We start from the raw sequence: 24,460 nt of genomic DNA, 5'->3' as shown, positions 1-24,460 counted from the left end.
CAAGGTGAACGTTAAAGTGGAACGACTCGCATTACTTCTTCAAAGCTTGTGACGCCTTCAGCAATACGTTTCGCACCTGCAAGCCTTAGCGGTTGTAAACCTTCTTGATATGCAGTCTGTCTAATCTGATCTAAAGTTGCGCCCTGCCCAACCAATCTTTTTAAATCATGACTAAGTGGCATCATTTCATAAAGTCCAACACGACCTTTATAACCTGTGTGACGACATTGATCACAACCCACTGCTACATAGACTTGTTCAGGTGGTGTACCATTCCACGGCTGAGTGAGCTGTTGCCAAAGTTGTTGATCTGTATTCACACATTGTTTGCAATGTGGGCAAAGGGTTCTCACCAAACGCTGTGCCAATACACCTAATATCGTTGCAGCCGATAAGAACGGCTGTACACCCAAATCATTAAGACGAGTCAGGCTTGATGGTGCATCATTGGTATGCAATGTGGACAATACCAAGTGCCCAGTCAGTGCAGCTTGAATCGCCATATTGGCAGTATCTTGATCTCGAATCTCACCCACCATGATGATGTCTGGATCTTGACGCATCAGTGCCTTGATGCCTTCAGCAAAACCAAGCTCAATCGCGGGATTAATCTGCATTTGGTTAAAGCTTGGCTCGAGCATCTCGATCGGGTCTTCGACCGTACAGACATTGACTTGATCGGTGGCAAGCTGTTTCAAGGTAGAATACAAAGTTGTGGTTTTACCCGAACCTGTAGGACCTGTGACCAAGATAATGCCGTGCGTATGATTGCTTAAATCTCTCCACGTATCAAGTAGTTGTCCTGTAAAACCGAGCTTTTCAAATGAACGCACGAGGACTTCAGGATCAAAAATACGCATCACCATCTTCTCACCAAACGCTGTTGGCAAGGTTGATAAACGAAGCTCAGTTTCAATGCCTTTTGGTGTACGTGTTTTTAATCGTCCATCTTGCGGTTTGCGTTTCTCTGCAACATTGAGCCGTCCCAAAATCTTAATCCGTGCAATGACAGCGATCAAAATATTACTCGGCATATCATAAATATTGTGGAGTACACCATCGATACGGAAACGCACTCGACCATTATCTTTACGAGGTTCGAGATGAATATCACTTGCGCCTTGCTCAAAGGCAAATTGTAAAATCCAATCCACGATACGCACGATATGCTGATCATTCGCATCGGGATTATTACTCACATCGCCAAGCTGCAATAATGCCTCGACACCTTTTTCAGACTTAAATGCACCCAAACCTTGCGCAGATGCAACCGCACGACTGACTTGATAATATTCTTGTAAATATCGAGTGAGCTGCTCAGGATTTAGTAGCACCACATCAATGCTTTTATTTTTAATGGTGTTGCCAAGCCCTGACTTCCATTCAGTGAAAAATGGCTGATCTGTTCCGATCACCACCCGATCTGCAAAGACTTCTACTGCAAGAATCCGATTGCGTACTGCAAACTCTTGCGACATGACTTGAGTCAATTTGCCAACATCAGCTTTTAGCGGATCAATGACGAAATAAGGGATATTTGAGCCTTGCGATAGCCATTGGCATAGACGGTTTAATGTCAATTTTGACTCAGGATGCGTTTGATCAACCACATTAAAATACGCAATCCATTGTAATGGGTGCCAATTGAGCTGCTCTTTGGAGCGAGAAGTGGTTTGGATGAGATTGGCGTCTTTTTCACTGATTTTTTTTGCTTTTTTCAGTTGGCTTAAACACCATTGCAAATCAATTTTAAAAGGATGTGCGTACAAGTCCATATGTTTTCATCTATTTCAATTTTTCATTTCTAAAACTGATCTTAGCATTGATCGACATTGCACAACACAATAATCAGCGGGTTTAACGAAATTATCCTGACACTTAAATGACTTGAACAAGCAATAAAAAAGAGTGCCGAAGCACTCTTTTAATGACTGAATACATTTTGTATATCAGTCATTTTTGCGAATCAAATATTATGAAGTTGCATAAACGTTGATTTCAACACGACGGTTTTGTTCACGACCAGCCGCAGTATCATTTGATGCGATTGGATTGCTTGCACCATAACCTTCTGAGCTGATACGGCTTGAAGATACGCCTTTGTTGATCAAGTATTGTTTCACAGCAGCAGCACGATTTTTAGACAATGGAATATTAATACCATCATTACCTGTGCTATCTGTATAACCAGATACAACCACTGCAACAGTACCGTCATTCAAAGTTTGCGCCACTTTGTCTAAAGTCGCATAAAATGAAGGACTGATTGAATATGAATTGGTTGGGAAAGTAATGTTACCCGGCATGACCAAACCAATTGAACCATCTGCATTACGACCAACGTCAACGCCAGAACCAGCCAATTGCTCTTTCAATTTTTTCTCTTTTTGATCAAGCACATAACCACCTGCACCACCAAGTACTGCACCAATTGCTGCTGCACGATTATTTTGTGCACTGGTATTTGCATTGCCTTTTGACACACCATAACCAGCGGCTGCACCAATTGCCGCACCGATTGCTGCTTTGTTATAGTCACGTTGACCAGTGGTAGGATCAGTAGTACATCCTGTTAATGCTACTGCCCCGATAAGTGTTGAAATCGCTAATGCACGCATGGCATGCCTCCTTTAACGTTATGTTTAATATGTCATTCATTATGATATATAGTTTTTAATAAACCATTGAAGTAATGTAAAAAAACGTCCGTTTTGTTACAAATTGCAATCTTTATGCGTTTGCTTCGTGAGATTCTCATCATAATTTATACACAATACACTTTTTTTTGCTACTAACCAATTATTATACAATTGCACATTAAATAATTTTATCACCGCTTGGTTTCATCTCACATCTCTGCTATGTTTTGCAAAAGCAGAAAGTACTTCATTTAGGTCAAATATGTCCAAAGTAAAATCCAATAATGTTTTTAAAAAGATTGCCAAAGGTTTATCCGTATCTTCTACGATTACAGCAAGCACCTTCTTGCATGGCCCCCCTGTACTGGCACTCGGTTTAACTAAACTTTTTGCACAATCAAAAAAAATTGATGAAGCCAATATCAATATCGCCAACAACTGGCTTGGCATCAATAACTGGCTGATTGAAAATGTGCTGCCCGAAACAGAGTGGGATATTTATGTCGATGAGCAACTTGACTTAAATATGGATGGACGCTATTTGATGATGTGTAACCATCAAAGCTGGGTCGATACCACGGTCAATCAATACTTTGGCGTTTCACGTATGCCATTAACACGGTTTTTCACCAAGTGGGAATTGATCTTTATTCCATTCGTTGGGCAGGCATTCAAAATTCTCGGCTTTCCAATGATGAAACGTCACACTAAAGAACAAATTGCCAAAAATCCTGAACTCAAAAAGCGAGACCTCGACGAAGCTCGTAAGTCTTGTCAGCAATTACTCAGTCAACCTTTTACGCTGCTCAATTATTTGGAAGGCACTCGCTTTACCCAAGAAAAGCATGACCAACAGCAATCTCCTTTTCAAAATCTACTTAAACCCAAAGCTGGCGGCTTGGCATTAGCATTAAATATTCTAGGTGATCAAATTGATGCGCTTGTTGATATGACAATCGTCTATCCTGATGGCGTTCCAGGCTATGGTGAATTTTGGTTAGGTGATGTCCCTCGAATCGTTGTACAGCTACACAAAGTCCCATTACCTGAATGGATTTTGCAAGGAAATTACGAGGAAGACGATGCATTTCGTGCCAAGTTTCAGCAATGGGTTGAGCAAATTTGGCATGAAAAAGATCAACGTATTTCTGCGATCAAAGCCAAATACGTCTGTGAATAAATAGCCTCCACACATTTTTTTTGATCTGATGACTTTTGTGTTATTTTGCCTGAAAGAGATCTTCGGATAACTTTCAGGTTTTTTAGAATTTATAAACCAGTAGATTGAATCAATATAGATTCAGTAAAGTCATCATTAGGACGATGTCATGATTGATCAGGCCAATACCGACGGCAATACACCGAATCCAAATCAGCATAGGCAAATCGACCACACCACGACACAGTGGAAAATGTTCTTAGTTTATGACGTGATCATGATGGTGCTGATCGTCTTGAATTTGATCGTACTCGGTTTGCAGGCTTTGATATTAAGTGATTTTGGTGCGTGGATTGCTGAAGTGTTGAATATCACCACACAGCGAAGTGCTTATATTCAGCAATGGGATCCGATCATTCGGCATATTGATCAATACTTTATTATTTTCCTCATTGTCGAGTTGGGTGTGCGTTGGCTAATTGCCATCATCGGCAAGCATCATAGACGTTGGTGGTTCTTCCCCTTTATTCATTGGTATGAAGTGATTGCAATTATTCCACAATTACGTTTTTTCCGCCTACTGCGAGCAGGTGTCATCGCCTATCGTTTGCACGAACTTGGTTATAAAGTGATTCCTCATAACATGATCAATCGTGGTAAATTTTACTATGATTTGGTCATGGAAGAGCTGACTAGCCGTATCGTCCTCACGGTACTTAGTCAAGTAGAAAAAGAGTTGAAAGATAGTGACGATCATAATCACCGCATTCATCAGTTGATTGATCGCCATCGAGATCAATTCGCCAATGTGCTCGCCATGATCTTACAAAAATCACTTGCGACGGCATTGAGCCAACACCAGCAAAACATCAGTCAAAATATTGGTCAAATCGTGCACCAAGCCATTGATGATACACCCGAATTAGTTCAGCTCTTAAAATTAATGCCGATCGTGGGCTCACGTATCGAAAGCCTGATTCAAACCATTGGCCAACAACTGGGCGAAAATATCACGCAAGGCATCATAGCTGAACTGTCTGCTGTGCAGTCGCCAAATCGACAAGCCAATCCGCTACTGACCGAAGTTGCCCAAGAGATCAGCCAAGTACAATTGAATTATCAACAAGTCGATGATCTTGTGGATTCGGTTGTAAAAGACAGTTTGGAGCTGATTCGTGAACAGGTCAAAGTCAAACAGTGGCAGCAGATCATTGATGAAACTCAGCAGTAAACTGAGCGACTTATTTATTTTCTCCACACGATACCAAACTCAAAAGATTTAAATGGATCACAAAATCGTTAAATATTACGCAAATGCGACTAGATCAATTCACTATTTTGCTCTAGCATGTTGCCTCATATGTAATGAAATCTGTATTAGCGAATCAATGCTAACATGACAATAGCAAAGGACAACACATGACAGACATACGCATCACTGGGCGCATGGTCAATTTTTCTCGTCTTACCTTTAGTAATAATGATTTAGATCAAATTCGTCAGCAACTCAAAGCACTGACTGAAGAGCAAAATTATAATGGCACATTAATCATTATTGACAGTACAGTGAAACAAGAGCTGATTGAACTGATTCAACTACTGATTGAGTTTGGGCTGCAGCCGATGGCTGTGGTTGATGGTTTACTTGGTGACGATGCACGCTCCATTCAGTTCCCAGTCCTTCCAAAAGATCAGCCAGTACAGCGCATCACTGCAAGCTCTCAAACCAATACATTACCAGAGGCAGAATTAAGCACACCTGTTGCCAATGAGCCTGTTGTTGAATCTGCACCAGTAATACCAACACCACAAGCAAGTCCCGCAACGGTATATCACGACGAAATCTTGCGCACAGGTCAAAGCCTAGTTGAAGATCATGGCAATATCGTCCTCACAGCAAGTATGAATAATGGCTCGGAGCTAATAGCTGCCGGCAATATATTCATCTATGGTACTGGGCGTGGGCGCATCATTGCAGGTGCGAGTGGTGATCCAAACGCACGTATTTTCTGTCAGAGCTTAGAAGCACAGCTGATCTCAATCGCAGGGACATTCTGCGTCTATGATGACATTCCTGCGCATTACTTGAATAAATCGGTACAAATTTACCTAAATAACAATCAAGAACTTGAATTTGAACTGCTATCCATTTAAGGTTAGTGAGGAAAATTTGAAAGCCCTCTAAACACAGAGGATATAAGACAAACAGGAGTATTTTCGGTGGCCAAAATTGTTGTCGTAACATCCGGAAAAGGCGGCGTCGGTAAAACAACCACGAGCGCATCATTTGCAACCGGTCTGGCAAAACGTGGTTATAAAACTGTCGTCATCGATTTTGATGTAGGTTTACGTAATTTAGATTTGATTATGGGCTGTGAACGTCGTGTCGTTTATGACTTCGTGAATGTCATCAATAATGAAGCACGCTTACAACAAGCTTTGATTCGTGATAAAGAATTAGAAAATTTATATATCCTACCTGCATCACAAACACGTGATAAAGATGCCCTCACAGACGAAGGCGTAGAACGTGTTATGGATGAATTGGCTGAAGAATTTGACTACATCATCTGCGACTCTCCTGCGGGGATTGAGCGTGGTGCTATGCTTGCAATGTATTATGCAGATGAAGCCATCATCGTGACGAATCCTGAAATTTCATCAGTTCGTGACTCAGATCGTATTATTGGTATGCTCGACAGCAAAACCAAAAAAGTAGAACAAAAAGAAGGACGTATTCGCAAGCATTTGTGCATTACTCGTTTCAATCCAGAACGTGCTGCACGTGAAGAAATGCTGAGCATTGAAGATATTTCTCAAGATATTCTACGTGTTCCAACTCTGGGGGTAATTCCTGAATGCCCAACGGTACTTCAAGCATCGAACGAAGGTAAGCCTGTGATTCTGTATGAAGACACCAAAGCTGGTCACGCTTACGATGACTTGGTGGCACGCTTCCTCGGCGAAGAGCGTCCTTTCCGATACATCACCGCTCAACCTAAAGGCTGGTTGGCTCGACTATTTGGAGGCTAATCATGGCAGGATTTTGGAATAAATTATTCGGTAATGACGAAAAGCCGACCAGTGCACAAACAGCAAAAGATCGCTTAAAAGTCATCGTTGCATCTGAACAAGGTCTAGGACGTCGCTTAAGCCAAGACAAGATCAATCAAATGAAAAAAGAAATCTTGCAAGTGGTGAGTCGTTATGTGCGTGGTGTGGATGAAGAACACATTCAAATGAATGTACGTTCTGAAGCCAATATCGAAATGCTTGAAATGAATATCAATTTACCTGATGACCATTAAAGTCAGAATTGACTAGTCAAGTCAGTTAAATCAAGGCAAAATAACGCCAGTTATTTTGCTTTTTTTAATGTCTATTTATATACAGGCATTATTTGATATTTTTAAGGAATTTAGCATGGCGTTATCCCAACCGGCGACGTTTAATGAAGAATGGTCTGATGAACGTGTATTTGCTTATCTGAACCAATTACCTCCGCAAGATGTGAGTGCGGATTACCATGTGCTGTATCATGCGTTCAAACATATGCGCCCTTTTGACTATGAGCGTCTTTTGACTCAATTTGTCGCTGATGGTCGTGATGTCAATGCAACCAATCCTGAGGGTGAGCGTATACACGATGTCATTGCAAAATATCCACGTCAAAAAGATGAGTTCCTTGCTGTACTTGCAAAATTCGCTTAAGTGATTTGAATGATTTTTATAAAAATGGCATCCAATTGGATGCCATTTTTATGGATATACTAAACAACTGAAAGTTACAAACTATTCGTATTGAAGGTATCACACTGATTAATATCACCACTGGTGAAACCACGATCAAACCAACGCTGACGTTGTTCACTGGTACCATGTGTAAAGCTATCTGGTACAACACTACCACGAGATTTGCGTTGTAAATAATCGTCACCAATCTTCTCAGCCGCATCCATTGCTTCAGCAATATCGCCTTGCTCTAAGAATTGATGGCGTTGATTGGTCTGCTTCGCCCAAAGCCCTGCTAAGCAATCTGCTTGTAACTCTTGACGTACAGAGAGTTGATTACCTTCTGTTTGACTGACTTGTTGACGTGCTTTATTCACTTGCTGTGAAATACCCAATAAAGTCTGCACGTGATGACCAACTTCATGCGCAATCACATAAGCTTGCGCAAAGTCACCTGCTTGATCTTGACGACTAAGCTCAGACTGATTCTGCTCACCTGAGATGTCCATCTGTGTACGCATTTCTTTGAAGAATGTGGTATCAATGTAGACCGTCTGATCAGCAGGACAATAAAAAGGCCCCATCGCAGATTGCCCTGTACCACAAGCCGTCGAGGTGGCGCCGCTATACATCACCAAAGTTGGCTCTTGGTATTCACGACCGATCTGCTGAAAAATCGGTACCCACGTATCTTCTGTATCCGCCAAAACGGTCGAAACAAAAAGCCTTGCTTCTTGCTGTTCTGCAGTTTCATTCTCAGGTGCAGCTTGTTGTGCACTACTCGATTGGGTCACTTGACTGGACATCTGATAGGCTTGCATCGGATTGACTCCGAAAAACTTCCAAGCGACAAAAGCAATAATCACTCCAATAATACTAATTCCACCAGTCTTTACCGCACCGCCACCACGACGATCTTGCACATTACTACTTGTACGACGACCTTTCCAGCGCATGGTCTTACTCCTCGATAATTCAAATAATCCTTTTTGCAGCTATGCTTTTTTCAAACTCTGCTATTTTCAAACTAGTTTTTTCGAACTTAGCTTTTTCAAACTTAGCTCTTTTAAATTAAGCTTTTTTCGAGAATAACTTCTTCCCTAATGTCAGAATCAAAACAACAATAATCCCTGCAATCGCACCAATGACAAAATTGATTAAAGTCGGTGTCAACGCACCAAAAATGCTACCAACCGTAGGAAGATGACTCGTTACTTCGGTCGCATCTTCGGTAAAGTGATGCAGGAATGGTAATGCGTGATTGATGATCCCACCACCAACTAAGAACATTGCAGCCGTACCGACGATAGATAATATTTTCATTAAAATCGGTGAAAAACTAAGCAAACCTTGTCCAAAACTTGCCGCTACGCCGTCTTTATTTTCAACCAAGTAAAGCCCCATATCATCAAGCTTGACGATCAATGCCACCAAGCCATACACACCAACTGTCATGGCAATTGCGATAAACGATAAAACACTCACTTTGGTAATAAATGGCGCAGCCAATGAAATCGTCCCTAATGTAATGACGACAATTTCAGCAGATAAAATAAAATCGGTACGAATCGCACCTTTCACCTTGTCATCTTCAAAGGCTTTCATATCCGAAGCATTTTTTTCCAACTGTGCTTTGGCGGCATTAACATCATCCTCTGCATGCGGATTTCTTTTATGTTGAATGGTATGCCAAACTTTTTCCACACCTTCGTAACACAGGAATAAACCACCAATCACCAGTAATGGATTGATCAACACAGGTGCAAGCCAACTGATCAATAATGCCAATGGTACTAAGATTAATTTATTGACAAATGAACCCTTTGCAACACGCCATACGATTGGTAGCTCTCGCTCGGTACGCACACCACTGACTTGTTGCGCATTCAATGCCAAATCATCGCCCAATACACCCGCAGTTTTTTTGGCAGCCACTTTACTCATCACCGCAACGTCATCCATGATCGTCGCAATATCATCTAAAAGGAGTAATAAACTACTGGCCATGCGTTCTTTCCTAAATTTTGTTTGACTCTAAATTTTATAAAATAACTTTATAAAAACATTAATTTACTTACAATAATTAAACTCTTGCGCTTGTGCAACATAATTCATGCTAAAAACTGTAGCACCAAACATTTTCTCTTACTTTGCTTTTCACGCTTCTTACTTTTTTTAATTGCCTTGATATTTGCCTTGCTGAATTACTTTGCCATAAGTCCGTTTGTTTTTATCTGAGTTGCTATAAGGATAGCCATAGTTCGGTGTATGGTTATGCGGATAAGTGTATTGTGGATAGACTGGATACTGCCCTGTTGATTCTGTGGTTTTTCGATAGGTGCCACCATAAGGCAGATAGACTTCTTCGGTACTTTGGTAATGGGTCTGTGTTTCAGGTTGCACGTGTATCTGAACATGCGGTGTGCCGATATAGACCTGTGTGCCATGATTTCCATGACCATTTGGAAAGTCATGTGGATAGCCATTTGGGTAATGTGGAGAATGGTTTGGATCGTAATTCGGATAACGGTTATAAGGATTATTTCTAGGCTGTGCATATGGATCAGGACGCGGCTGACCCAGTACACGATCTCGGATTTGAGCGTGTTTATTTGGATAAGTAGGATTGCCACTTGAATAGCTTTCACCAGTGTAGACTGATTTATACACGCTCTTTGTTGCAGAATACGTCGCACTACTCAATACAAAGATCGTATTCACAAACAATGCCTTCACGGCAACAGCATGAATACTCAAAACTCTTTGCTGATTGAAAACCGCTTGACCGTTTGACCTTCTCATTAAAACCATCAAAGGCTCCTTATCTTTAGGGTCTGTTGACATTTCACAGATGCTTGCGACTATGGAAGTTTTTTAGACGATACTAGGCAGGAATGAGGAAATTTAGTCATTCTAAATGACTCTTTTCTAACGACGTAGCGTCAAAAAACTTCCTAGTCCCGAAGGGTTATCGCTAAAACTGCCATAAACTTCGTTATGAAACTTGGCAAGGGAGTAACCATTCCCTTCATTTCATGCCTCGTTTCTGTGGTTTTAGCTGATAACGCAATGCATGGCTGAAATGTCAACAGACCCTATATCTTTCAATTTGCTTAATGAATATATTTTAACCGATTTTAAATCATATCTTTTTTATATTTGTATCCATACTTTCTGACTCAATGTCTGTTCTGTACAAATTTAGACGCTTAAAAACCAAGCACTTAAAAGCAACCATTTAAAGCTAGGAAATTAGGGCGAGCTTCTTTACAATACAGCCTTTCAAGATCACTTCAATATATCGTCACTAAAAGACCGACATGGGAAAAATTATGACTGAATCAGCAGAGCGTCCAATTATTCTGACAGGCGACCGCCCTACTGGACAATTACACTTAGGACACTTTGCAGGCTCATTGCGTACTCGTGTTGGCTTACAAGATTCGCATCAACAATATCTGTTGCTTGCAGACACCCAAGCGCTGACTGACAATGCGGATAATGTTGAAAAAGTTCAGCGTAATATCATCGAAGTGGCGTTAGATTATTTAGCGGTAGGTATAGATCCAACCAAGACGACGATTTGTATTCAATCTTGCTTACCTGTGTTATTTGAGCTGACCAGTTACTACATGAACTTCGTTACTGTTGCACGTTTGGAGCGCAACCCAACGATCAAAACAGAAATCCAATTGCGTGGTTTTGAGCGTGATATTCCTGCAGGATTCTTATGCTATCCAGTGTCACAGGCTGCGGATATTACCGCATTTAAAGCGACGCTCGTTCCAGTCGGTGAAGATCAAATCCCAATGATCGAACAAACCAACGAAGTCGTTCGCCGTGTCAACCGACAGATTGGCAACGAAATACTTCCTGAATGTAAAGCATTGCTTTCCAATGTCGGACGTTTACCGGGCTTTGATGGTAAGGCGAAAATGTCAAAATCTTTGGGCAATACCATCGTACTTGACGCATCGGATAAAGACATTAAAAAAGCCGTCAACGCCATGTACACCGATCCGAATCATTTGCGTATTGAAGACCCAGGTCAGGTCGAAGGCAATGTTGTATTCACTTATCTTGATGCTTTTGATCCGAACAAAGCAGAAGTTGAAGAACTCAAAGCACACTATCGTCGTGGTGGACTCGGCGATGGTACTGTGAAAAAACGCCTTGAAGGTGTGCTGAAAGAGTTGATCGGTCCAATCCGCGAACGACGTCATGAATTGGCTAAAGATCCGACCTATGTCATGGATGTCTTACGTGATGGTACGGAAAAATGCCGCTTAATCACCCAAGATACATTGGACGAAGTCAAAGCAGGTTTAGGTTTATTCCGCTTTTAAGTTTTGAGAATGTAAGCATTTTCAAATAATTAGTGACACTATTTACGCACGCTTACATTCTTTAACGGCTTTGCTAAAGTCATTACTTTGCCGATTAGAGATAATAGGTGCATAAGTGATGAGGCGATGAACCTTTATCGCAGTGATTGAAGTATTCAGCGCAATGATTCCCCCAGATCATTGCGTTTTTTTTGACTTTAACTTCTTAGCGATATAATACTAATTTTTATTGGACCACGCTCAATTTATAAACAACACCCCTTTGACAGCGTAACAAAGCGTGCTAAGTTAAATCATCACTTTTATTAAAAATCTTATGAACATGACAGCACTTGAACAATTAAAGCAATTCACCACCATCGTTGTAGACAGTAGCGACTTAGAGGCGGTACAAAAATTTCGTCCTATCGATGCAACAACGAATCCCTCATTGATCACCGCAGCTGCAAGCATCCCTGAAAATCGTGCTTTGATCGAAGATGCCATCGCCATGGCAAAATCAGAAAACTATGAAGGCGATGAACTGGTTGAGCGTGCCATTGATATTTTAACGGTCAAATTTGGCGTTGAAATTTTAAAATATATTGATGGTCGTGTATCAACTGAGGTCGATGCCAGCCTGTCTTATGACACCGAAGCGACTATTCAGAAAGCTTATGATCTCATTAATCTCTATAAGCATTTTGGCATTGATACCAATCGTGTGCTGATTAAAATCGCATCGACATGGCAAGGTATCCAAGCGGCAAAACATTTGGAGCAAAATGGTATTCATTGTAATCTGACTTTATTGTTCGGTTTGCATCAAGCGCAAGCCTGTGCCGATGCGAAAGTCACGCTGATCTCACCATTTGTCGGTCGTATTTTGGATTGGTATAAAAAAGCGGAAAATAAAGACAGCTACCCGATCGAGCAAGATCCAGGTGTTAACTCGGTGAAGACGATTTACACCTATTACAAGCAAAATGGTGTACAAACTCAGGTGATGGGTGCGAGCTTCCGTAGCACTGCTCAAGTCTTGGCATTGGCAGGTTCTGATCTACTGACCATTGCACCGAATTTGCTAGATCAACTCAGCCAAGATAAGCAAACTGTTACAGCTCAATTAACTGTTGAGAAAGCACAGCAAGCTGACAAAATCGAGCGTGGCAACTTAGATCAAGCCACTTTCCAAAATGAATTAGAGCATGATTTGATGGCATTCCAACTGCTACAAGGTGGGATTGATGGCTTTATCAAAGCACGTGATCAGCTTCATCAAGTGCTTCGTGAAAGTTATGGTTTGGCAAATATTCATGCTTAAACCAAAATTTTTATAGCGACACATTACCAACAGAACAGCGATGCATTTGCATCGCTGTTCTTATATTAACTTGAATTTTAATTGTATTACCCACCCGCCATTTTACCTGTTCTGTACCAGTCGTAAACTGATGTCGCCCGTATTTAAACTGTTCAAAGAAGCACTGACCGCAGATTTGATCAAAAAATAGCAAAAGCATTTCCCTGAAAAATTGGAATGTTTCATACATCACAATGCGCCGTTTTTTGGTTATAGTAGTTTGCAGTACTAATGACACATCGGAAGAACAGAACATATGTTGCGCAACGACTGGACTCGAGCAGAAATTCATCACCTCTATCAACTGCCGTTGATGGATTTATTGTTTCAGGCACAAAGCATTCATCGCCAACATTTTGAGAAAAATACCATTCAAGTCAGTACTTTACTCTCGATAAAAACAGGGAAATGTCCTGAAGATTGTAAATATTGCTCGCAGTCTGCGCATTACGATGCCGACCTCGAAGCAGAAAAACGTATCGCTGTAGATAAAGTCATCAGCGAAGCACATGCCGCCAAAGCCTCAGGTTCTTCTCGATTTTGTATGGGTGCAGCATGGCGCAATCCGCATGAGCGTGATATGCCCTATGTTTTGGAGATGGTCAAAGAAGTCAAAGCACTCGGGCTAGAAACCTGCATGACACTGGGCATGCTCAACGCTTCCCAAGCCACACGTTTAAAAGATGCAGGCTTAGATTATTACAATCACAATCTCGATACCTCTCGTGAATATTATGCCAATATCATCAGTACCCGCACTTTCGATGATCGTTTAAATACGTTGGATCATGTGCGTGATGCAGGCTTAAAAGTCTGTAGTGGTGGGATTGTCGGACTGGGTGAATCTGAACAAGATCGCATCGGCTTACTGCATGAATTATCGACTTTGCTAATTCATCCTGAATCTGTACCGATCAATATGTTAGTACCCATCGCAGGGACACCGCTTGCCGATGTCGAGAAGTTAGATGTGATTGAATGGATTCGCACTATTGCGACTGCTCGGATTCTCATGCCGAAAAGTTATATTCGGCTCTCCGCAGGTCGTGAATCTTTAAGTGATAGTGATCAAGCTTTAGCATTTATGGCTGGTGCAAATTCGATCTTCTCAGGTGAAAAACTGCTGACTACACCAAATGCAGGGCAAGGACGAGATCAGCAATTATTCGCCAAACTTGGTCTAGTTGCAGAAAAGCCACAACTGAGTGTACGTGAAAGCGCAGTCGATGCGATGGCGATTTAGTTACTGTTTGGTTTTAATTCTAAAGCATGTGTCTAAAGAGATTTTAGGGGCATGCTTTGCTATACTTGCACGCTCTATTCTTATTCCCTTTTGCATAGCTTATGTCCTCGCCACTGCAAACGCCCAAACATCAGATTTTAGTACAGCAAATTGACCAACTACTACCACAAACCCAATGTGGACTGTGTGGTCATGTTGCTGGCTGTTTGCCCTACGCACAGTCGATTGCTGACGGCGAGGAAGCCAATAAATGTATCCCCGGCGGTCAGCCTGTTGCCGATGCCATTGCTAATCTATTAGACCGTCCAAAACTCGACGCCGAACCAAGCGTCTGGGCAGTACAAGCCGATGGGCGACCGCAGCGCATCAAGGCAGTGATTCGAGAAGATGAATGTATCGGCTGTACCAAATGTATTGCCGCCTGCCCTGTGGATGCGATCATCGGCAGTGGCAAAGTCATGCACACCATCATGCCTGACCTGTGTACTGGCTGTGAGCTGTGTCTTGCACCTTGTCCTGTAGATTGCATTGATTTGGTCGAAGACCTATCACCATTACCAACGCCTGACGAGCGTATTCAAGAACAAAATGATTTGCGCAACCGTTATAAAGCACATCTCTTGCGAGAGCAAACTCGTGAATCACAAAAGCAATCTGCTCGCCCAGTAACCAAAGCCTCTACTTCAAAATCACAGCTCGAAGTCATTCTTGGGCAATCCTTGCCTGAGCAAGCCGTATCAACACAAAATGATACTCAACCACTTAAAGTACAAGATGCACAAACTACCATTGAATTGGCAAAGCTGCGCACGCAAATTAAGAAATTACAGAAACAACTCAGTGTACGCCCTGATGCAGGTAAAACTGAACAAATGCATGCACTTGAGCAACAACTTGCCCAGTTGATGGAGTCTTGATTATGGAAAAAACTATAAAAACGAGAACAATCAAAACGAAAACAGTCAAAGCCACAACTGAAAAAGCGAATGCGAAACAGCCCTCTCAGAAACAAAGCATCAAGAAAGAAATCGGCAAAAAAAATGGTGTCGAGAAAAAATCCTCTAACAGCAAAGCCATGACTAAGGCGCAAATTCAAACTTTTTTCGAGCGCCTACGTGAACAACGCCCAAATCCAGAAACCGAACTGAACTATGGCTCACCTTTTCAATTATTAATCGCTGTTTTGCTCTCTGCGCAAGCCACCGATGTCAGCGTGAATAAAGCTACTGATCAACTTTTCCAAGATGCGCCAGATGCACACAGCATGTATGCGCTTGGCGTGGAAAAGCTCAAAAGTTATATCAAAACCATTGGCTTATTTAACTCTAAAGCCGAAAACGTCATTAAAACCTGTCATATTCTGATTGAACAATATGGCGGTGAAATTCCACAGCAACGTGAACAACTCGAAGCACTGCCTGGTGTTGGTCGTAAAACAGCAAATGTCGTATTAAATACGGCATTTGGTCAGCCGACGATGGCGGTGGATACGCATATTTTTCGGCTAGGTAACCGCACTGGTTTGGCTAAAGGCAACGATGTATTAGAGGTCGAACAACAACTGCTCAAACGTATTCCAACCGAGTTCATCATTGATGCGCATCATTGGTTGATTTTGCATGGTCGATATTGCTGCATCGCCCGCAAACCGAAATGTGGCGAATGTATTGTGTGTGATGTCTGCAACTGGAAAGAGCGCTTTGATTACGGTGCCGAGATTCCAGAGTTAAAGTCCTAAGTTAAAACTATAAATGAGTACAAATAATTATCGGCTAATTTTCAGCATCTTGCATATATTTGATATTGAGCACGTACCACGTCTTTTTGCCATTCGGTGTATGCACGACGACTTCATCATCCACCGCTTTACCTAGACAGGCTTTTGCCATCGGCGCTTGCAATGAAATGTAATCCTGATTGCCATAGATTTCTTCATCACCAACGATGCGAAACTTCACCTGTTGCCCTTCATCATTTTCAAGCTCAACCCATGCGCCGAAATAGACTTTCCCTGCTTGGTCTGGGTGATATTCAACTTTTTGAGCGACTTCAAATAGCTTGGTCAGGAACCGAATCCGTCGATCTATTTCACGTAGGCGACGTTTGTTGTAGGTATAATCGGCATTTTCTGACCGATCACCAAGACTCGCCGCCCAAGATACGATTTTGGTTATCTCTGGACGTTCTGTGCGTAACAAATGATTTAATTCATTATGTAGCCGAGTATAGCCCTCAGCAGTAAGCAGTTTTCTTTGCATAAAAAGTCAGTATTTCTTGAATAATTTGAAAGTTTGCCATGCAAATTTTATTTTATCCACTGATGACTGGTCAGTTTTCATACACTCTATTTTCATTGAAATTCAGTCACTGCTCAAACTTTAATCTCCATGATTACAACACATTAGTTGTGATTTTGTGACCAAAATCTCAGTTATTTGACTACAATCGTTTATTTGGATAAAATGCGCCACCACGTTAGGTTTTTGCAATATATCTGTACGATATTTATTCTTTTTTGTTATTTCGCTGCACAAACCTATTTTTTATATGCACATGCCAAGCATTTCATTTAATGCTTCGGCTCGTTTAACTAGATCATTAGCTATCCAATTTAGTTAATTAGCAAATGTTCAAATACGTTTGTCGCAAACAGCCTTTTATAATCTCATTTGATTTCCGTTTCTATTATGAATCTAGGTGTTTGCCACAGTGAATAGCATTACTGCGGAGATATCATGAAGCAAAATCGTCAGCTTTCTCGATCGAGGCTCTGCCTCAAATATCTTAACTCACGACCCTATCTTAAAGCGACTATCTTGTTCGCTGCCATCGCACCTTTAAGCTTAAATGTTTCTCAAGGTCATCAGGTCAAACAAGATCTCAAACCAAGTAACACCCTTACTGTTGTTGCCGTTCAAGGTCCAACGACTGTATTCCAACAAGATGGTTTTACCCACGGCTTTGGCTATGATCTTGCGCGTAGTTATGCAAAAAGCATGGACTTACGCCTAGAGCTGAAAACAGTCAAAGACAATGCCACTGCCCTCAAATGGGTAAAACAAGGCAAAGCTGAATTTGCTTTGAGTACAGCAAATATCGCAACCATTGAAAATGCACAACTCACAGCCGTTGAAGGTAGCTGTGGTGCACAGCCTGTCTTAGAAAAATACGGCTTAGATACCAACTTTTCTTGGGTGTTTAAATCTGCTGAAGATCCCTTGGCTGTGACTGCAACAGGTCATCTCTGCCAAAATAAAAATACAGGTACAATTCAACAGCTTGCATCATTTTATGATCGCAACTATGTCAAAGAGAGCGACATGGTCAAGGTTGATAAAGACTTACAAAAACGTCTTCCAATATATCAAGCGTCATTCAAACAGTCTGCAAAAAAGCACGATTTAGATTGGCACTTCCTTGCAGCGATTGGCTATCAAGAGTCTTACTTACGTCCTGAATCAGTTTCTCCCACTGGTGTGCGTGGCGTGATGATGCTGACCAGTAGCACAGCAAAAGCGATGGGTGTAACCGATCGCACAGATGCGACCCAGAGCATCCAAGGTGGTGCAAAATATATGCAACTGATGCTTGATGAGTTTGATCATGTGCCTTATCCTGATCGTAATTGGTACGCATTGGTTGCCTACAATATGGGACCGGGTGCGGTAAACTCGATTCGTAAGCGTCTTGAACGTCAAGGTAAAAACCCTGATCAATGGATCAATTTGTATAATTATCTTGAGCGCAATCAACGTGCAAATGGTCGTTATCGCCAAGCTTTACAGTACGTGAAACGCATCCGTGTTTATATGGAACATATTAAAAGTAATGAGTTGGCTCAGCTCTAGTCGTTTTAAACTACTTTAAATAATCCCATCGCTAGAAATAACGGTGGGATTTTTAGTTTTGTCTTGCTTATTTTGATTAAATCTTTTCAGATTTTTCTTGATCTGAACCAAATAGCGAACGGCGTTGATGACGTTCAACTCTCGGACATTGTTTTGAAATTTGATACAACACTTTGGCGAGACTTGGAATATGCGTTCCCACTACAGATTTACCTGTCGTGAGTAGTGAAACACTAATATCACGCTTTGGATCAGCCCAACATAGAATATTTGAAAAACCAATATGACCAAAAGCCTGTCCTGTCATTGGTCCGAAGATTCCCACGGGATCACCACCTAGCATTGGTCCAAGTGCATAACGCATCGGAATCAAGAGCGATTGATCCATCACATAGCCTGAAGTCGGTAATGTTGCGCGGAAGACAGTTTCAGGTGTCAAAATTTGCTTGTCTTGATAACGACCGCCATCGAGTAGCATTTCAAAGAATCGACCGATTTCCTCAGCACTGGTATAAATATTTGCCGCAGGACTAATCGTATCCATAAAGCGTGAATCATTGGTAATATTGACCGTCGTGTCCAAATCTGCACCTAAGACATGATGCAAATATTGATCTGTACCCATTTTGGCAAAGAAGCCTGTGGCATAGTTCTTCGCCACTTCTCCACGAAACTCAGGTGCAAGTCCGTAGTTAAAACAGCGCATCCCCATCGGGTCACTGATACGCTCCTGCAACAACTGCGTTAATGGTTTTTGCGTCACTCGTTCTAACACTTCACCCAAGATATAGCCTGCTGTCACCGCATGATAGGCGAGTTTTGACCCTGATACCGACATCGGCTTGGCGTCATAAAGTAGCTGTAAAATCTGTTGTTTATCGAATAAGGTTTCAGGTTCGATTTTCCCTTCTACACGTGGAATTCCGCCACGATGTGACAGTAAATGGAAAATCGTCGTATGACGTTTGCCATGCTTTGCATATTCAGGAATATAGTAGCTAATCGGATCCAGTAGATTGATCACACCCTCTTCATCGAGCATATGCACAAGCATTGCCGTGACCAGTTTTGATGCAGAAAATAAACACACAGGCGTCGTGGTTTTTGCCAATCGTTTTTCTGAAAAAGCATGATCGTCAGGACCATTACCATCTGCAAAGCCAATACTGCGATTAAATACGATCTGCCCTTGACGGCGCAAACATAGCGAAACTTGTGGATGATTGCCAGTGTGATATAACTGTTCGACCGCAGACCAAATGCTTTGTTTCTGCTTTTCTGTCATTCCTGCCAGTTCAATATTTGCTTCATCAGCAATATCGATCACTGCGGCTAAATCGTCGGTCACTTGACTGGTATTGGTTGACCAAAATTTCATAGCTTATCCTTAATACTACAACTGTATTTGTTTTTCTGATGTATGCACTACATCTCACATCATTGTGCAAAATAAGTGAGCGAAAATCTATGCTAACTTGAATAAAAGTCGTGATCATTTTTGCATTAAAACATTTTCAATAAAATAGCGCATAAATGAACAACACATTCACATTAGAAAAATTCAGCTTCTTGCCTCTTTGGCTTCTTCTTCATCAATCTGTAATGGCTGTTTTGGTGGCCAAAAAAACTCACTCGGACGCGTCACAAAATGCGTCGCAATCAGCTTAAATAGTGGACGCCACTCTTGTACACGGACACGGCGTGCACGTAATGCCACAAAGATCGTTAAGCTAAAACTGACAAATAAGTTGGTTAGACCAATCAGCAATACGCCTAAAAATGACACCACGATCAACCCAATATCAGGAGAACCATTGATATTCATTAGCCCTTGAATAAAGTTCGCCGATGCAAAAGCAATATGTCGAATATCCAGTGGCAATCCGAGAATAAAACCAATCGTCCCCATACTGCCTAGCATCACACCGAATAAAAAATTACCCATAATTGCGCCAAGATTTTGCTCAACATAGTTGGCAATTCGTTCAAGGCGATTTTTTGAAAATAGTTTTTTTAGTTTTGGATGGGCTTTGATACGTGGACCAATCTGACGATAAATCGCCATATTGTCATAGTAGCCTGCGATTAATCCTGAGAAAAATAAACACACACCTGCAATCGCTGCATGCGGAATCGCAAGCGAAGTAAATGGATTGAGATCATGCAAGACGTGACTTGCCTTGGCATGATTCATGAGCTCTTCACCGAATACGATGTCCCAGCTAAATGCAATCATCGCTGCCACAGGTATCGCAATCGAAATATTGCCAAGTATCGCTATGAATTGGGTACGAATAATATTAATAATCAGCGCAGCAAGCTCTGCCATATGCGCATTTTTCGTACCTTTTTTCTGCTGAATCGTCGCTGCCAAAGCGGCTGCCGTCATCGCAGGTTGTTTGGTCGCAACGGTAAAGTGCATGATATGGATAAAAACAAAGCCCAAACCATAGTTCAAACTATAAACAATGGCTTGCATCAGTGGTGCTAAAGTCAATCGTGCAGAAAGTATCTTTAGCGTCGCCATGATCGCAATGATCGCCCCTGCACCTGCCGCCGAGCGATACATTTCGAAGTAACCTTTTTTATCGGTACTTACATAATGTTCACCAGTACGACTGGCATTTTCGGTGACTTGTAGCGCAATCAATTCGGTATTTGTGGTGAGTAATGAGCGTACACTTTGGTCGCTATAATGCGCATAAGTGATATTACGGAGCATCTCCATAATCGCAGCTTGTTGTGCCTTATCTTCATCAGTCACAACGTGCAATAAAATCTCAATACGATGTAAACATTGCTCAAGTAATGCCAATAAATACGTCAGATTTAAACTTACACCAATACGCTTGGTCGCACGACGTACACGCTGCATGATGTCACGACATTGATCAAGCATCACCAAAGCCTGATTTGGGTCAGGTACAGGCATCACCGATGCTGTATCGTATTGTGCTTCGTACTTTTTATAGGTTTCGATAAACTCGACGATTTCTCTGTTTTGATTGAGAAATGGTGATTCAAACTCATCAATCTCAGGATAAGCATGAGTAAACTCGGAATGCAAACCGATCGCACTGATACGATAAGATAAAATCATGATCGCATTGATCATTTGCATACGAATGCGATGCTTATTGCCTTGATTGGAATTGGACTGGCTGAGTAAGCGAAAAACTTGTTGCCAATCTTCTGTTTGAATATTATCGAGCCAGTGACGGTCGCTTTTTTTATAAAAAACTTTTCCAACAAGGTCTTTTAGCTCAGACTCATCTTTCACTAAAGGAAGGAAATGTGCACCGATACGCTGTGATAACTGCGTATTAAACCCTTCTGACCCTAAGATGCCACTTTCGACATATAGACTGACTTGTTTATATTGATTAAGTAGTCGCAACACATAACGCTGTACGATATCAGGTGCAGTCGGTGTCATGATCAACGCACGAATAAATGCTTTGATTCTTTTATTAATTTCGCTCTGATCCTCGGCATCACTTGGACGTAGACGATCAACAAGACGCACTAACAGCTGAAGGTCTAAGCGATCTTCATCAATCTGCGCCTGCATCTCGATCAATAAGTCTTGCAATTGAATATGCATCAATCGTCCTCAGTTCAGTCTTTACCAAAATTAATCATTGAATGCGGTCTAAAGCCAACTTGGCTAAATTCGCCAAGGCATCACGATAAACAGATTGTGGCAAGGCTTGTAAAGATTGTAGTGCTGCATCAGTTTCTTGCTTGGCACGTTGCATGCAATAGTCCAAAGCACCTGATGTTTTGACGATCTCAATCACTTGCTCAAGCTGATCCGTACCGCCTGTGGCAATACTTTTATGTACAATTTTGTACGCCTCAGAACCTTGCTCAGTCATCTTCATCGCAGCGATGAGTGGTAAAGTGGGTTTGCCCTCCATCAGGTCATCACCGATATTTTTACCCAACGTTTCTGCATCAGAAATATAATCAAGCACATCATCGACGATCTGAAAGGCATTGCCAAAATGCCCTGCATAATCACGCAGTGGCTGACGATATTGCTCAGTACCCGCTAGAATCGCTGCGCCTTCGGTGGCAAGTTCGAACAAACGTGATGTTTTACCGTGGATAATTTTTAAATAAGTATCTTCAGTGGTATCAGGTTGGTGTTGCGATTGTAATTGCAAAACTTCACCTTCTGCGATCTCACAGGTTCCTGATGAAAAGTCTTTGAGCAGATCAAAATTCTTTAAATTCACCAACAAATCAAAAGCCCGGGCAATCAAAAAATCGCCGACCAATACCGCCGTTTGATTGTCCCACGTGGCATTTGCCGTTGGGCGACCACGACGTAATCCTGACTCATCCACCACATCATCGTGGACGAGTGTTGCGGTGTGAAGCATCTCAATCACTGCTGCAAGATGGCGTGAATGTATCATTTCTTTTTGACCGCAGGCATGTGCAGCAAGCAGGCACATGATCGGACGCATACGCTTACCACCGGCCTCAACGACATGCTTACTCACCGCCATGACCAAGCCGACTTTTGAAGTAATCCCTTCATTAATAAATTGATCCATCGCAGCAAAATCTTCAGCCACTGGCGCAAGAACATCCTGTTTAAAATCAATACTCATGCAGACAAAACCTCTAAATATTTATACAGCAAAATGACAGATGAAAACTTCAAATTTGATTTTCCCGAATCTCATTTTTTGATTTTCAATCAGCCTTAAAATTGAAAGGCTTAAATTAAAAACTCAGAACTAAAAACGTAAAATTAAAAGGCTAGAATTATTGAAAATGTGGAAGATGAATCAAGATCCCCAATCTAAAGCAGATAACCTAATCTGATAACTCAATCTAATAACTACATCAGAAAACCAAATCAAATAACCTCTACAATACATCATACAAGCACATACAATTTCTGCTATTTTCATGAAAGTTCAATGAACTTGCAAGTAGCTACCAACAAATATGCAACCAAATCAAATACAAACAACAAGTCGTACTCAGCAAACTGATACAGAAATTTCAGTAGATTACGCTAATCTCAATTTTTTATGATCTAGATACTACAAATTTACCTTTATCCATATGATATTTAAATATAAATTTCATTCATATTTTGTAAGAATAATCCTAACCTTGTCTCACTGCCTTCGGCAGCTCGGCAAGGGGGCTTTTGGGGCGAAGCCCCAAAGTCCATACGCAATTTTGGTTGGCGTAGCCAACCAAAATTGCCAAAATATAAATTAATTCAATACTTAGTGTAATATTCATACTTTTCTAAAAGTTGAGATTGGCGTATGGATTGTACCAAAGCGCTAAAACTCCCCTTTTTTCTACAAATATTTCAATTTTTACTAGAAATCCAAGGCTTAAAACTTGTTGTTTGAAGAGAAATTGCGTAAAATTGTGCGCCTTAAACCCCAGTGGCGTTCGTTAAAAGTTCGATATATCCCTTTATTGGCACGACGACACGGGCTAGTGTGGAGTACGTTATGTACGCAGTAATCCAAAGCGGTGGTAAACAGCACCGTGTAGTTGAGGGTGAAACTCTTAAAGTCGAATTGTTGAAAGCTGAAACAGGCGCAAGCATCACTTTTGATGATGTTTTGATGGTTGTAAATGGTGACAACATTCAAATCGGTGCTCCAGTTGTATCTGGCGCTAAAGTCACTGCAGAAGTGGTTGGTCATGGTCGTCACGACAAAGTACGCATCGTTAAAATGCGTCGTCGTAAGCACTACCGTAAACAACAAGGTCACCGTCAATGGTTTACCGAGTTGAAAATTACTGGTATCGCAGGCTAATCACGAGGAGTAAGAGAAATGGCTCACAAGAAAGCTGGTGGTTCGACACGAAATGGTCGTGATTCTAACCCTAAAATGCTTGGTGTTAAAATGTACGGTGGTCAACCTGTGACTGCTGGTAACATTATCGTTCGTCAACGTGGTACAGAATTCCACGCTGGTGCAAACGTAGGTATGGGTCGTGACCATACTTTGTTCGCTACTGCTGACGGCGTCATCAAATTCGAAGTGAAAGGTCAATTTGGTCGTCGCTACGTGACTGTTGAAACTGCATAAGTTTCTATATTTCAGAAAAACCCGCTTTATGCGGGTTTTTTCTTGCCTTGATTATTTCGCCAAACTAAACA

The 24,460-nt window shown here is 41.5% G+C and carries 23 protein-coding genes; 14 read left to right on the top strand and 9 right to left on the bottom strand.

Translation table 11 applies throughout. From position 1 onward, the window contains the following. Positions 1-11: 11 nt before the first annotated feature. Positions 12-1,775: a GspE/PulE family protein gene (locus ACE3PQ_RS03550; RefSeq protein WP_374295275.1), complete on the bottom strand. Its 1,764-nt coding sequence runs from the start codon at positions 1,773-1,775 to the stop codon at positions 12-14. A gap of 198 nt (positions 1,776-1,973) precedes the next feature. After that, positions 1,974-2,618, bottom strand: a complete 645-nt coding sequence (locus ACE3PQ_RS03545; protein WP_374295273.1) for an OmpA family protein — start codon at positions 2,616-2,618, stop codon at positions 1,974-1,976. Between the two features lie 283 nt (positions 2,619-2,901). Here ACE3PQ_RS03545 and ACE3PQ_RS03540 point away from each other — a divergent pair, with 283 nt between their 5' ends. From ACE3PQ_RS03540 to ACE3PQ_RS03515, 6 genes are all read left to right on the top strand, one after another. Continuing rightward, positions 2,902-3,819: an acyltransferase gene (locus tag ACE3PQ_RS03540; RefSeq protein WP_374295271.1), complete on the top strand. Its 918-nt coding sequence runs from the start codon at positions 2,902-2,904 to the stop codon at positions 3,817-3,819. Positions 3,820-3,967: 148 nt separating this feature from the next. Next, positions 3,968-5,029, top strand: a complete 1,062-nt coding sequence (locus ACE3PQ_RS03535; protein ID WP_374295269.1) for a preprotein translocase subunit SecA — start codon at positions 3,968-3,970, stop codon at positions 5,027-5,029. 188 nt (positions 5,030-5,217) lie between these two features. After that, positions 5,218-5,952 (top strand): septum site-determining protein MinC, encoded by a 735-nt coding sequence (minC, locus tag ACE3PQ_RS03530; RefSeq protein WP_374295267.1) that lies wholly within the window; start codon positions 5,218-5,220, stop codon positions 5,950-5,952. 66 nt (positions 5,953-6,018) lie between these two features. Next, positions 6,019-6,831 carry a septum site-determining protein MinD gene (gene minD, locus ACE3PQ_RS03525; protein ID WP_241571380.1) on the top strand — a complete coding sequence of 271 codons (813 nt, stop codon included), beginning with the start codon at positions 6,019-6,021 and terminating at the stop codon, positions 6,829-6,831. A gap of 2 nt (positions 6,832-6,833) precedes the next feature. Continuing rightward, complete coding sequence (gene minE, locus ACE3PQ_RS03520; protein WP_241571382.1) at positions 6,834-7,106, top strand: cell division topological specificity factor MinE; 273 nt, start codon at positions 6,834-6,836, stop codon at positions 7,104-7,106. Positions 7,107-7,221: 115 nt separating this feature from the next. After that, entirely contained in the window at positions 7,222-7,509 is a 288-nt protein-coding gene (locus ACE3PQ_RS03515) for a PA4642 family protein (protein WP_241571385.1), read from the top strand. Positions 7,510-7,583: 74 nt separating this feature from the next. Here the strand turns inward: ACE3PQ_RS03515 and ACE3PQ_RS03510 are convergent, their stop codons facing one another. The 3 genes from ACE3PQ_RS03510 to ACE3PQ_RS03500 all read right to left on the bottom strand — a co-directional run bounded on the left by ACE3PQ_RS03510 (position 7,584) and on the right by ACE3PQ_RS03500 (position 10,251). Beyond that, complete coding sequence (locus tag ACE3PQ_RS03510; RefSeq protein WP_374295265.1) at positions 7,584-8,486, bottom strand: neutral zinc metallopeptidase; 903 nt, start codon at positions 8,484-8,486, stop codon at positions 7,584-7,586. Positions 8,487-8,601: 115 nt separating this feature from the next. After that, the gene (locus tag ACE3PQ_RS03505) at positions 8,602-9,537 is read right to left on the bottom strand and encodes a DUF808 domain-containing protein (RefSeq protein ID WP_374295263.1); all 936 of its coding nucleotides are present in this window, start codon (positions 9,535-9,537) and stop codon (positions 8,602-8,604) included. A 168-nt stretch (positions 9,538-9,705) separates the two neighbouring features. Further along, entirely contained in the window at positions 9,706-10,251 is a 546-nt protein-coding gene (locus ACE3PQ_RS03500) for a hypothetical protein (RefSeq protein ID WP_374295261.1), read from the bottom strand. A gap of 611 nt (positions 10,252-10,862) precedes the next feature. Here ACE3PQ_RS03500 and trpS point away from each other — a divergent pair. From trpS to nth, 5 genes are all read left to right on the top strand, one after another. Then, entirely contained in the window at positions 10,863-11,876 is a 1,014-nt protein-coding gene (gene trpS / locus ACE3PQ_RS03495; RefSeq protein WP_374295259.1) for a tryptophan--tRNA ligase, read from the top strand. 316 nt (positions 11,877-12,192) lie between these two features. Further along, a complete protein-coding gene (gene tal / locus ACE3PQ_RS03490) occupies positions 12,193-13,179 on the top strand; it encodes a transaldolase (RefSeq protein WP_374295256.1) in 987 nt (328 codons plus the stop codon). A 295-nt stretch (positions 13,180-13,474) separates the two neighbouring features. Continuing rightward, a complete protein-coding gene (gene bioB / locus ACE3PQ_RS03485; protein WP_374295254.1) occupies positions 13,475-14,461 on the top strand; it encodes a biotin synthase BioB in 987 nt (328 codons plus the stop codon). A 101-nt stretch (positions 14,462-14,562) separates the two neighbouring features. Continuing rightward, a complete protein-coding gene (locus tag ACE3PQ_RS03480; RefSeq protein ID WP_374295253.1) occupies positions 14,563-15,378 on the top strand; it encodes an RnfABCDGE type electron transport complex subunit B in 816 nt (271 codons plus the stop codon). A 158-nt stretch (positions 15,379-15,536) separates the two neighbouring features. After that, complete coding sequence (nth, locus tag ACE3PQ_RS03475; RefSeq protein ID WP_374295322.1) at positions 15,537-16,199, top strand: endonuclease III; 663 nt, start codon at positions 15,537-15,539, stop codon at positions 16,197-16,199. Between the two features lie 34 nt (positions 16,200-16,233). Here nth and greB read toward each other — a convergent pair whose 3' ends face one another. After that, positions 16,234-16,719: a transcription elongation factor GreB gene (greB, locus tag ACE3PQ_RS03470; RefSeq protein WP_374295251.1), complete on the bottom strand. Its 486-nt coding sequence runs from the start codon at positions 16,717-16,719 to the stop codon at positions 16,234-16,236. Between the two features lie 477 nt (positions 16,720-17,196). Here greB and ACE3PQ_RS03465 point away from each other — a divergent pair, with 477 nt between their 5' ends. Next, complete coding sequence (locus tag ACE3PQ_RS03465) at positions 17,197-18,309, top strand: transglycosylase SLT domain-containing protein (RefSeq protein ID WP_374295248.1); 1,113 nt, start codon at positions 17,197-17,199, stop codon at positions 18,307-18,309. Between the two features lie 76 nt (positions 18,310-18,385). Here ACE3PQ_RS03465 and ACE3PQ_RS03460 read toward each other — a convergent pair whose 3' ends face one another. The 3 genes from ACE3PQ_RS03460 to sdsA form a co-directional block, all read right to left on the bottom strand. Continuing rightward, a complete protein-coding gene (locus ACE3PQ_RS03460; RefSeq protein ID WP_374295246.1) occupies positions 18,386-19,687 on the bottom strand; it encodes a serine hydrolase domain-containing protein in 1,302 nt (433 codons plus the stop codon). Positions 19,688-19,870: 183 nt separating this feature from the next. Next, entirely contained in the window at positions 19,871-21,913 is a 2,043-nt protein-coding gene (locus tag ACE3PQ_RS03455; protein WP_374295244.1) for a site-specific recombinase, read from the bottom strand. Positions 21,914-21,947: 34 nt separating this feature from the next. Beyond that, positions 21,948-22,931 (bottom strand): All-trans-nonaprenyl-diphosphate synthase, encoded by a 984-nt coding sequence (gene sdsA / locus ACE3PQ_RS03450; RefSeq protein ID WP_374295242.1) that lies wholly within the window; start codon positions 22,929-22,931, stop codon positions 21,948-21,950. 870 nt (positions 22,932-23,801) lie between these two features. Between sdsA and rplU the strand changes: the two genes are divergently transcribed. Continuing rightward, the gene (gene rplU / locus ACE3PQ_RS03445) at positions 23,802-24,113 is read left to right on the top strand and encodes a 50S ribosomal protein L21 (RefSeq protein ID WP_241571408.1); all 312 of its coding nucleotides are present in this window, start codon (positions 23,802-23,804) and stop codon (positions 24,111-24,113) included. Between the two features lie 18 nt (positions 24,114-24,131). Further along, positions 24,132-24,389, top strand: a complete 258-nt coding sequence (gene rpmA / locus ACE3PQ_RS03440) for a 50S ribosomal protein L27 (protein ID WP_374295241.1) — start codon at positions 24,132-24,134, stop codon at positions 24,387-24,389. Positions 24,390-24,460 lie beyond the last annotated feature (71 nt).

It is taken from the genome of Acinetobacter sp. (assembly GCF_041911495.1).
Lineage (GTDB): Bacteria > Pseudomonadota > Gammaproteobacteria > Pseudomonadales > Moraxellaceae > Acinetobacter.
This window is presented reverse-complemented; position numbering and strand designations above follow the sequence as displayed.

What these genes read in the sequence shown, in the direction of transcription:
- ACE3PQ_RS03550 (WP_374295275.1), bottom strand. Translation starts at nt 1,775, where the DNA reads ATGGACTTGTACGCACATCCTTTTAAAATTGATTTGCAATGGTGTTTA.
- ACE3PQ_RS03545 (WP_374295273.1), bottom strand. Translation starts at nt 2,618, where the DNA reads ATGCGTGCATTAGCGATTTCAACACTTATCGGGGCAGTAGCATTAACA.
- ACE3PQ_RS03540 (WP_374295271.1), top strand. Translation starts at nt 2,902, where the DNA reads ATGTCCAAAGTAAAATCCAATAATGTTTTTAAAAAGATTGCCAAAGGT.
- ACE3PQ_RS03535 (WP_374295269.1), top strand. Translation starts at nt 3,968, where the DNA reads ATGATTGATCAGGCCAATACCGACGGCAATACACCGAATCCAAATCAG.
- minC (WP_374295267.1), top strand. Translation starts at nt 5,218, where the DNA reads ATGACAGACATACGCATCACTGGGCGCATGGTCAATTTTTCTCGTCTT.
- minE (WP_241571382.1), top strand. Translation starts at nt 6,834, where the DNA reads ATGGCAGGATTTTGGAATAAATTATTCGGTAATGACGAAAAGCCGACC.
- ACE3PQ_RS03515 (WP_241571385.1), top strand. Translation starts at nt 7,222, where the DNA reads ATGGCGTTATCCCAACCGGCGACGTTTAATGAAGAATGGTCTGATGAA.
- ACE3PQ_RS03510 (WP_374295265.1), bottom strand. Translation starts at nt 8,486, where the DNA reads ATGCGCTGGAAAGGTCGTCGTACAAGTAGTAATGTGCAAGATCGTCGT.
- ACE3PQ_RS03505 (WP_374295263.1), bottom strand. Translation starts at nt 9,537, where the DNA reads ATGGCCAGTAGTTTATTACTCCTTTTAGATGATATTGCGACGATCATG.
- trpS (WP_374295259.1), top strand. Translation starts at nt 10,863, where the DNA reads ATGACTGAATCAGCAGAGCGTCCAATTATTCTGACAGGCGACCGCCCT.
- tal (WP_374295256.1), top strand. Translation starts at nt 12,193, where the DNA reads ATGAACATGACAGCACTTGAACAATTAAAGCAATTCACCACCATCGTT.
- bioB (WP_374295254.1), top strand. Translation starts at nt 13,475, where the DNA reads ATGTTGCGCAACGACTGGACTCGAGCAGAAATTCATCACCTCTATCAA.
- ACE3PQ_RS03480 (WP_374295253.1), top strand. Translation starts at nt 14,563, where the DNA reads ATGTCCTCGCCACTGCAAACGCCCAAACATCAGATTTTAGTACAGCAA.
- nth (WP_374295322.1), top strand. Translation starts at nt 15,537, where the DNA reads ATGACTAAGGCGCAAATTCAAACTTTTTTCGAGCGCCTACGTGAACAA.
- greB (WP_374295251.1), bottom strand. Translation starts at nt 16,719, where the DNA reads ATGCAAAGAAAACTGCTTACTGCTGAGGGCTATACTCGGCTACATAAT.
- ACE3PQ_RS03465 (WP_374295248.1), top strand. Translation starts at nt 17,197, where the DNA reads ATGAAGCAAAATCGTCAGCTTTCTCGATCGAGGCTCTGCCTCAAATAT.
- ACE3PQ_RS03460 (WP_374295246.1), bottom strand. Translation starts at nt 19,687, where the DNA reads ATGAAATTTTGGTCAACCAATACCAGTCAAGTGACCGACGATTTAGCC.
- ACE3PQ_RS03455 (WP_374295244.1), bottom strand. Translation starts at nt 21,913, where the DNA reads ATGCATATTCAATTGCAAGACTTATTGATCGAGATGCAGGCGCAGATT.
- sdsA (WP_374295242.1), bottom strand. Translation starts at nt 22,931, where the DNA reads ATGAGTATTGATTTTAAACAGGATGTTCTTGCGCCAGTGGCTGAAGAT.
- rplU (WP_241571408.1), top strand. Translation starts at nt 23,802, where the DNA reads ATGTACGCAGTAATCCAAAGCGGTGGTAAACAGCACCGTGTAGTTGAG.
- rpmA (WP_374295241.1), top strand. Translation starts at nt 24,132, where the DNA reads ATGGCTCACAAGAAAGCTGGTGGTTCGACACGAAATGGTCGTGATTCT.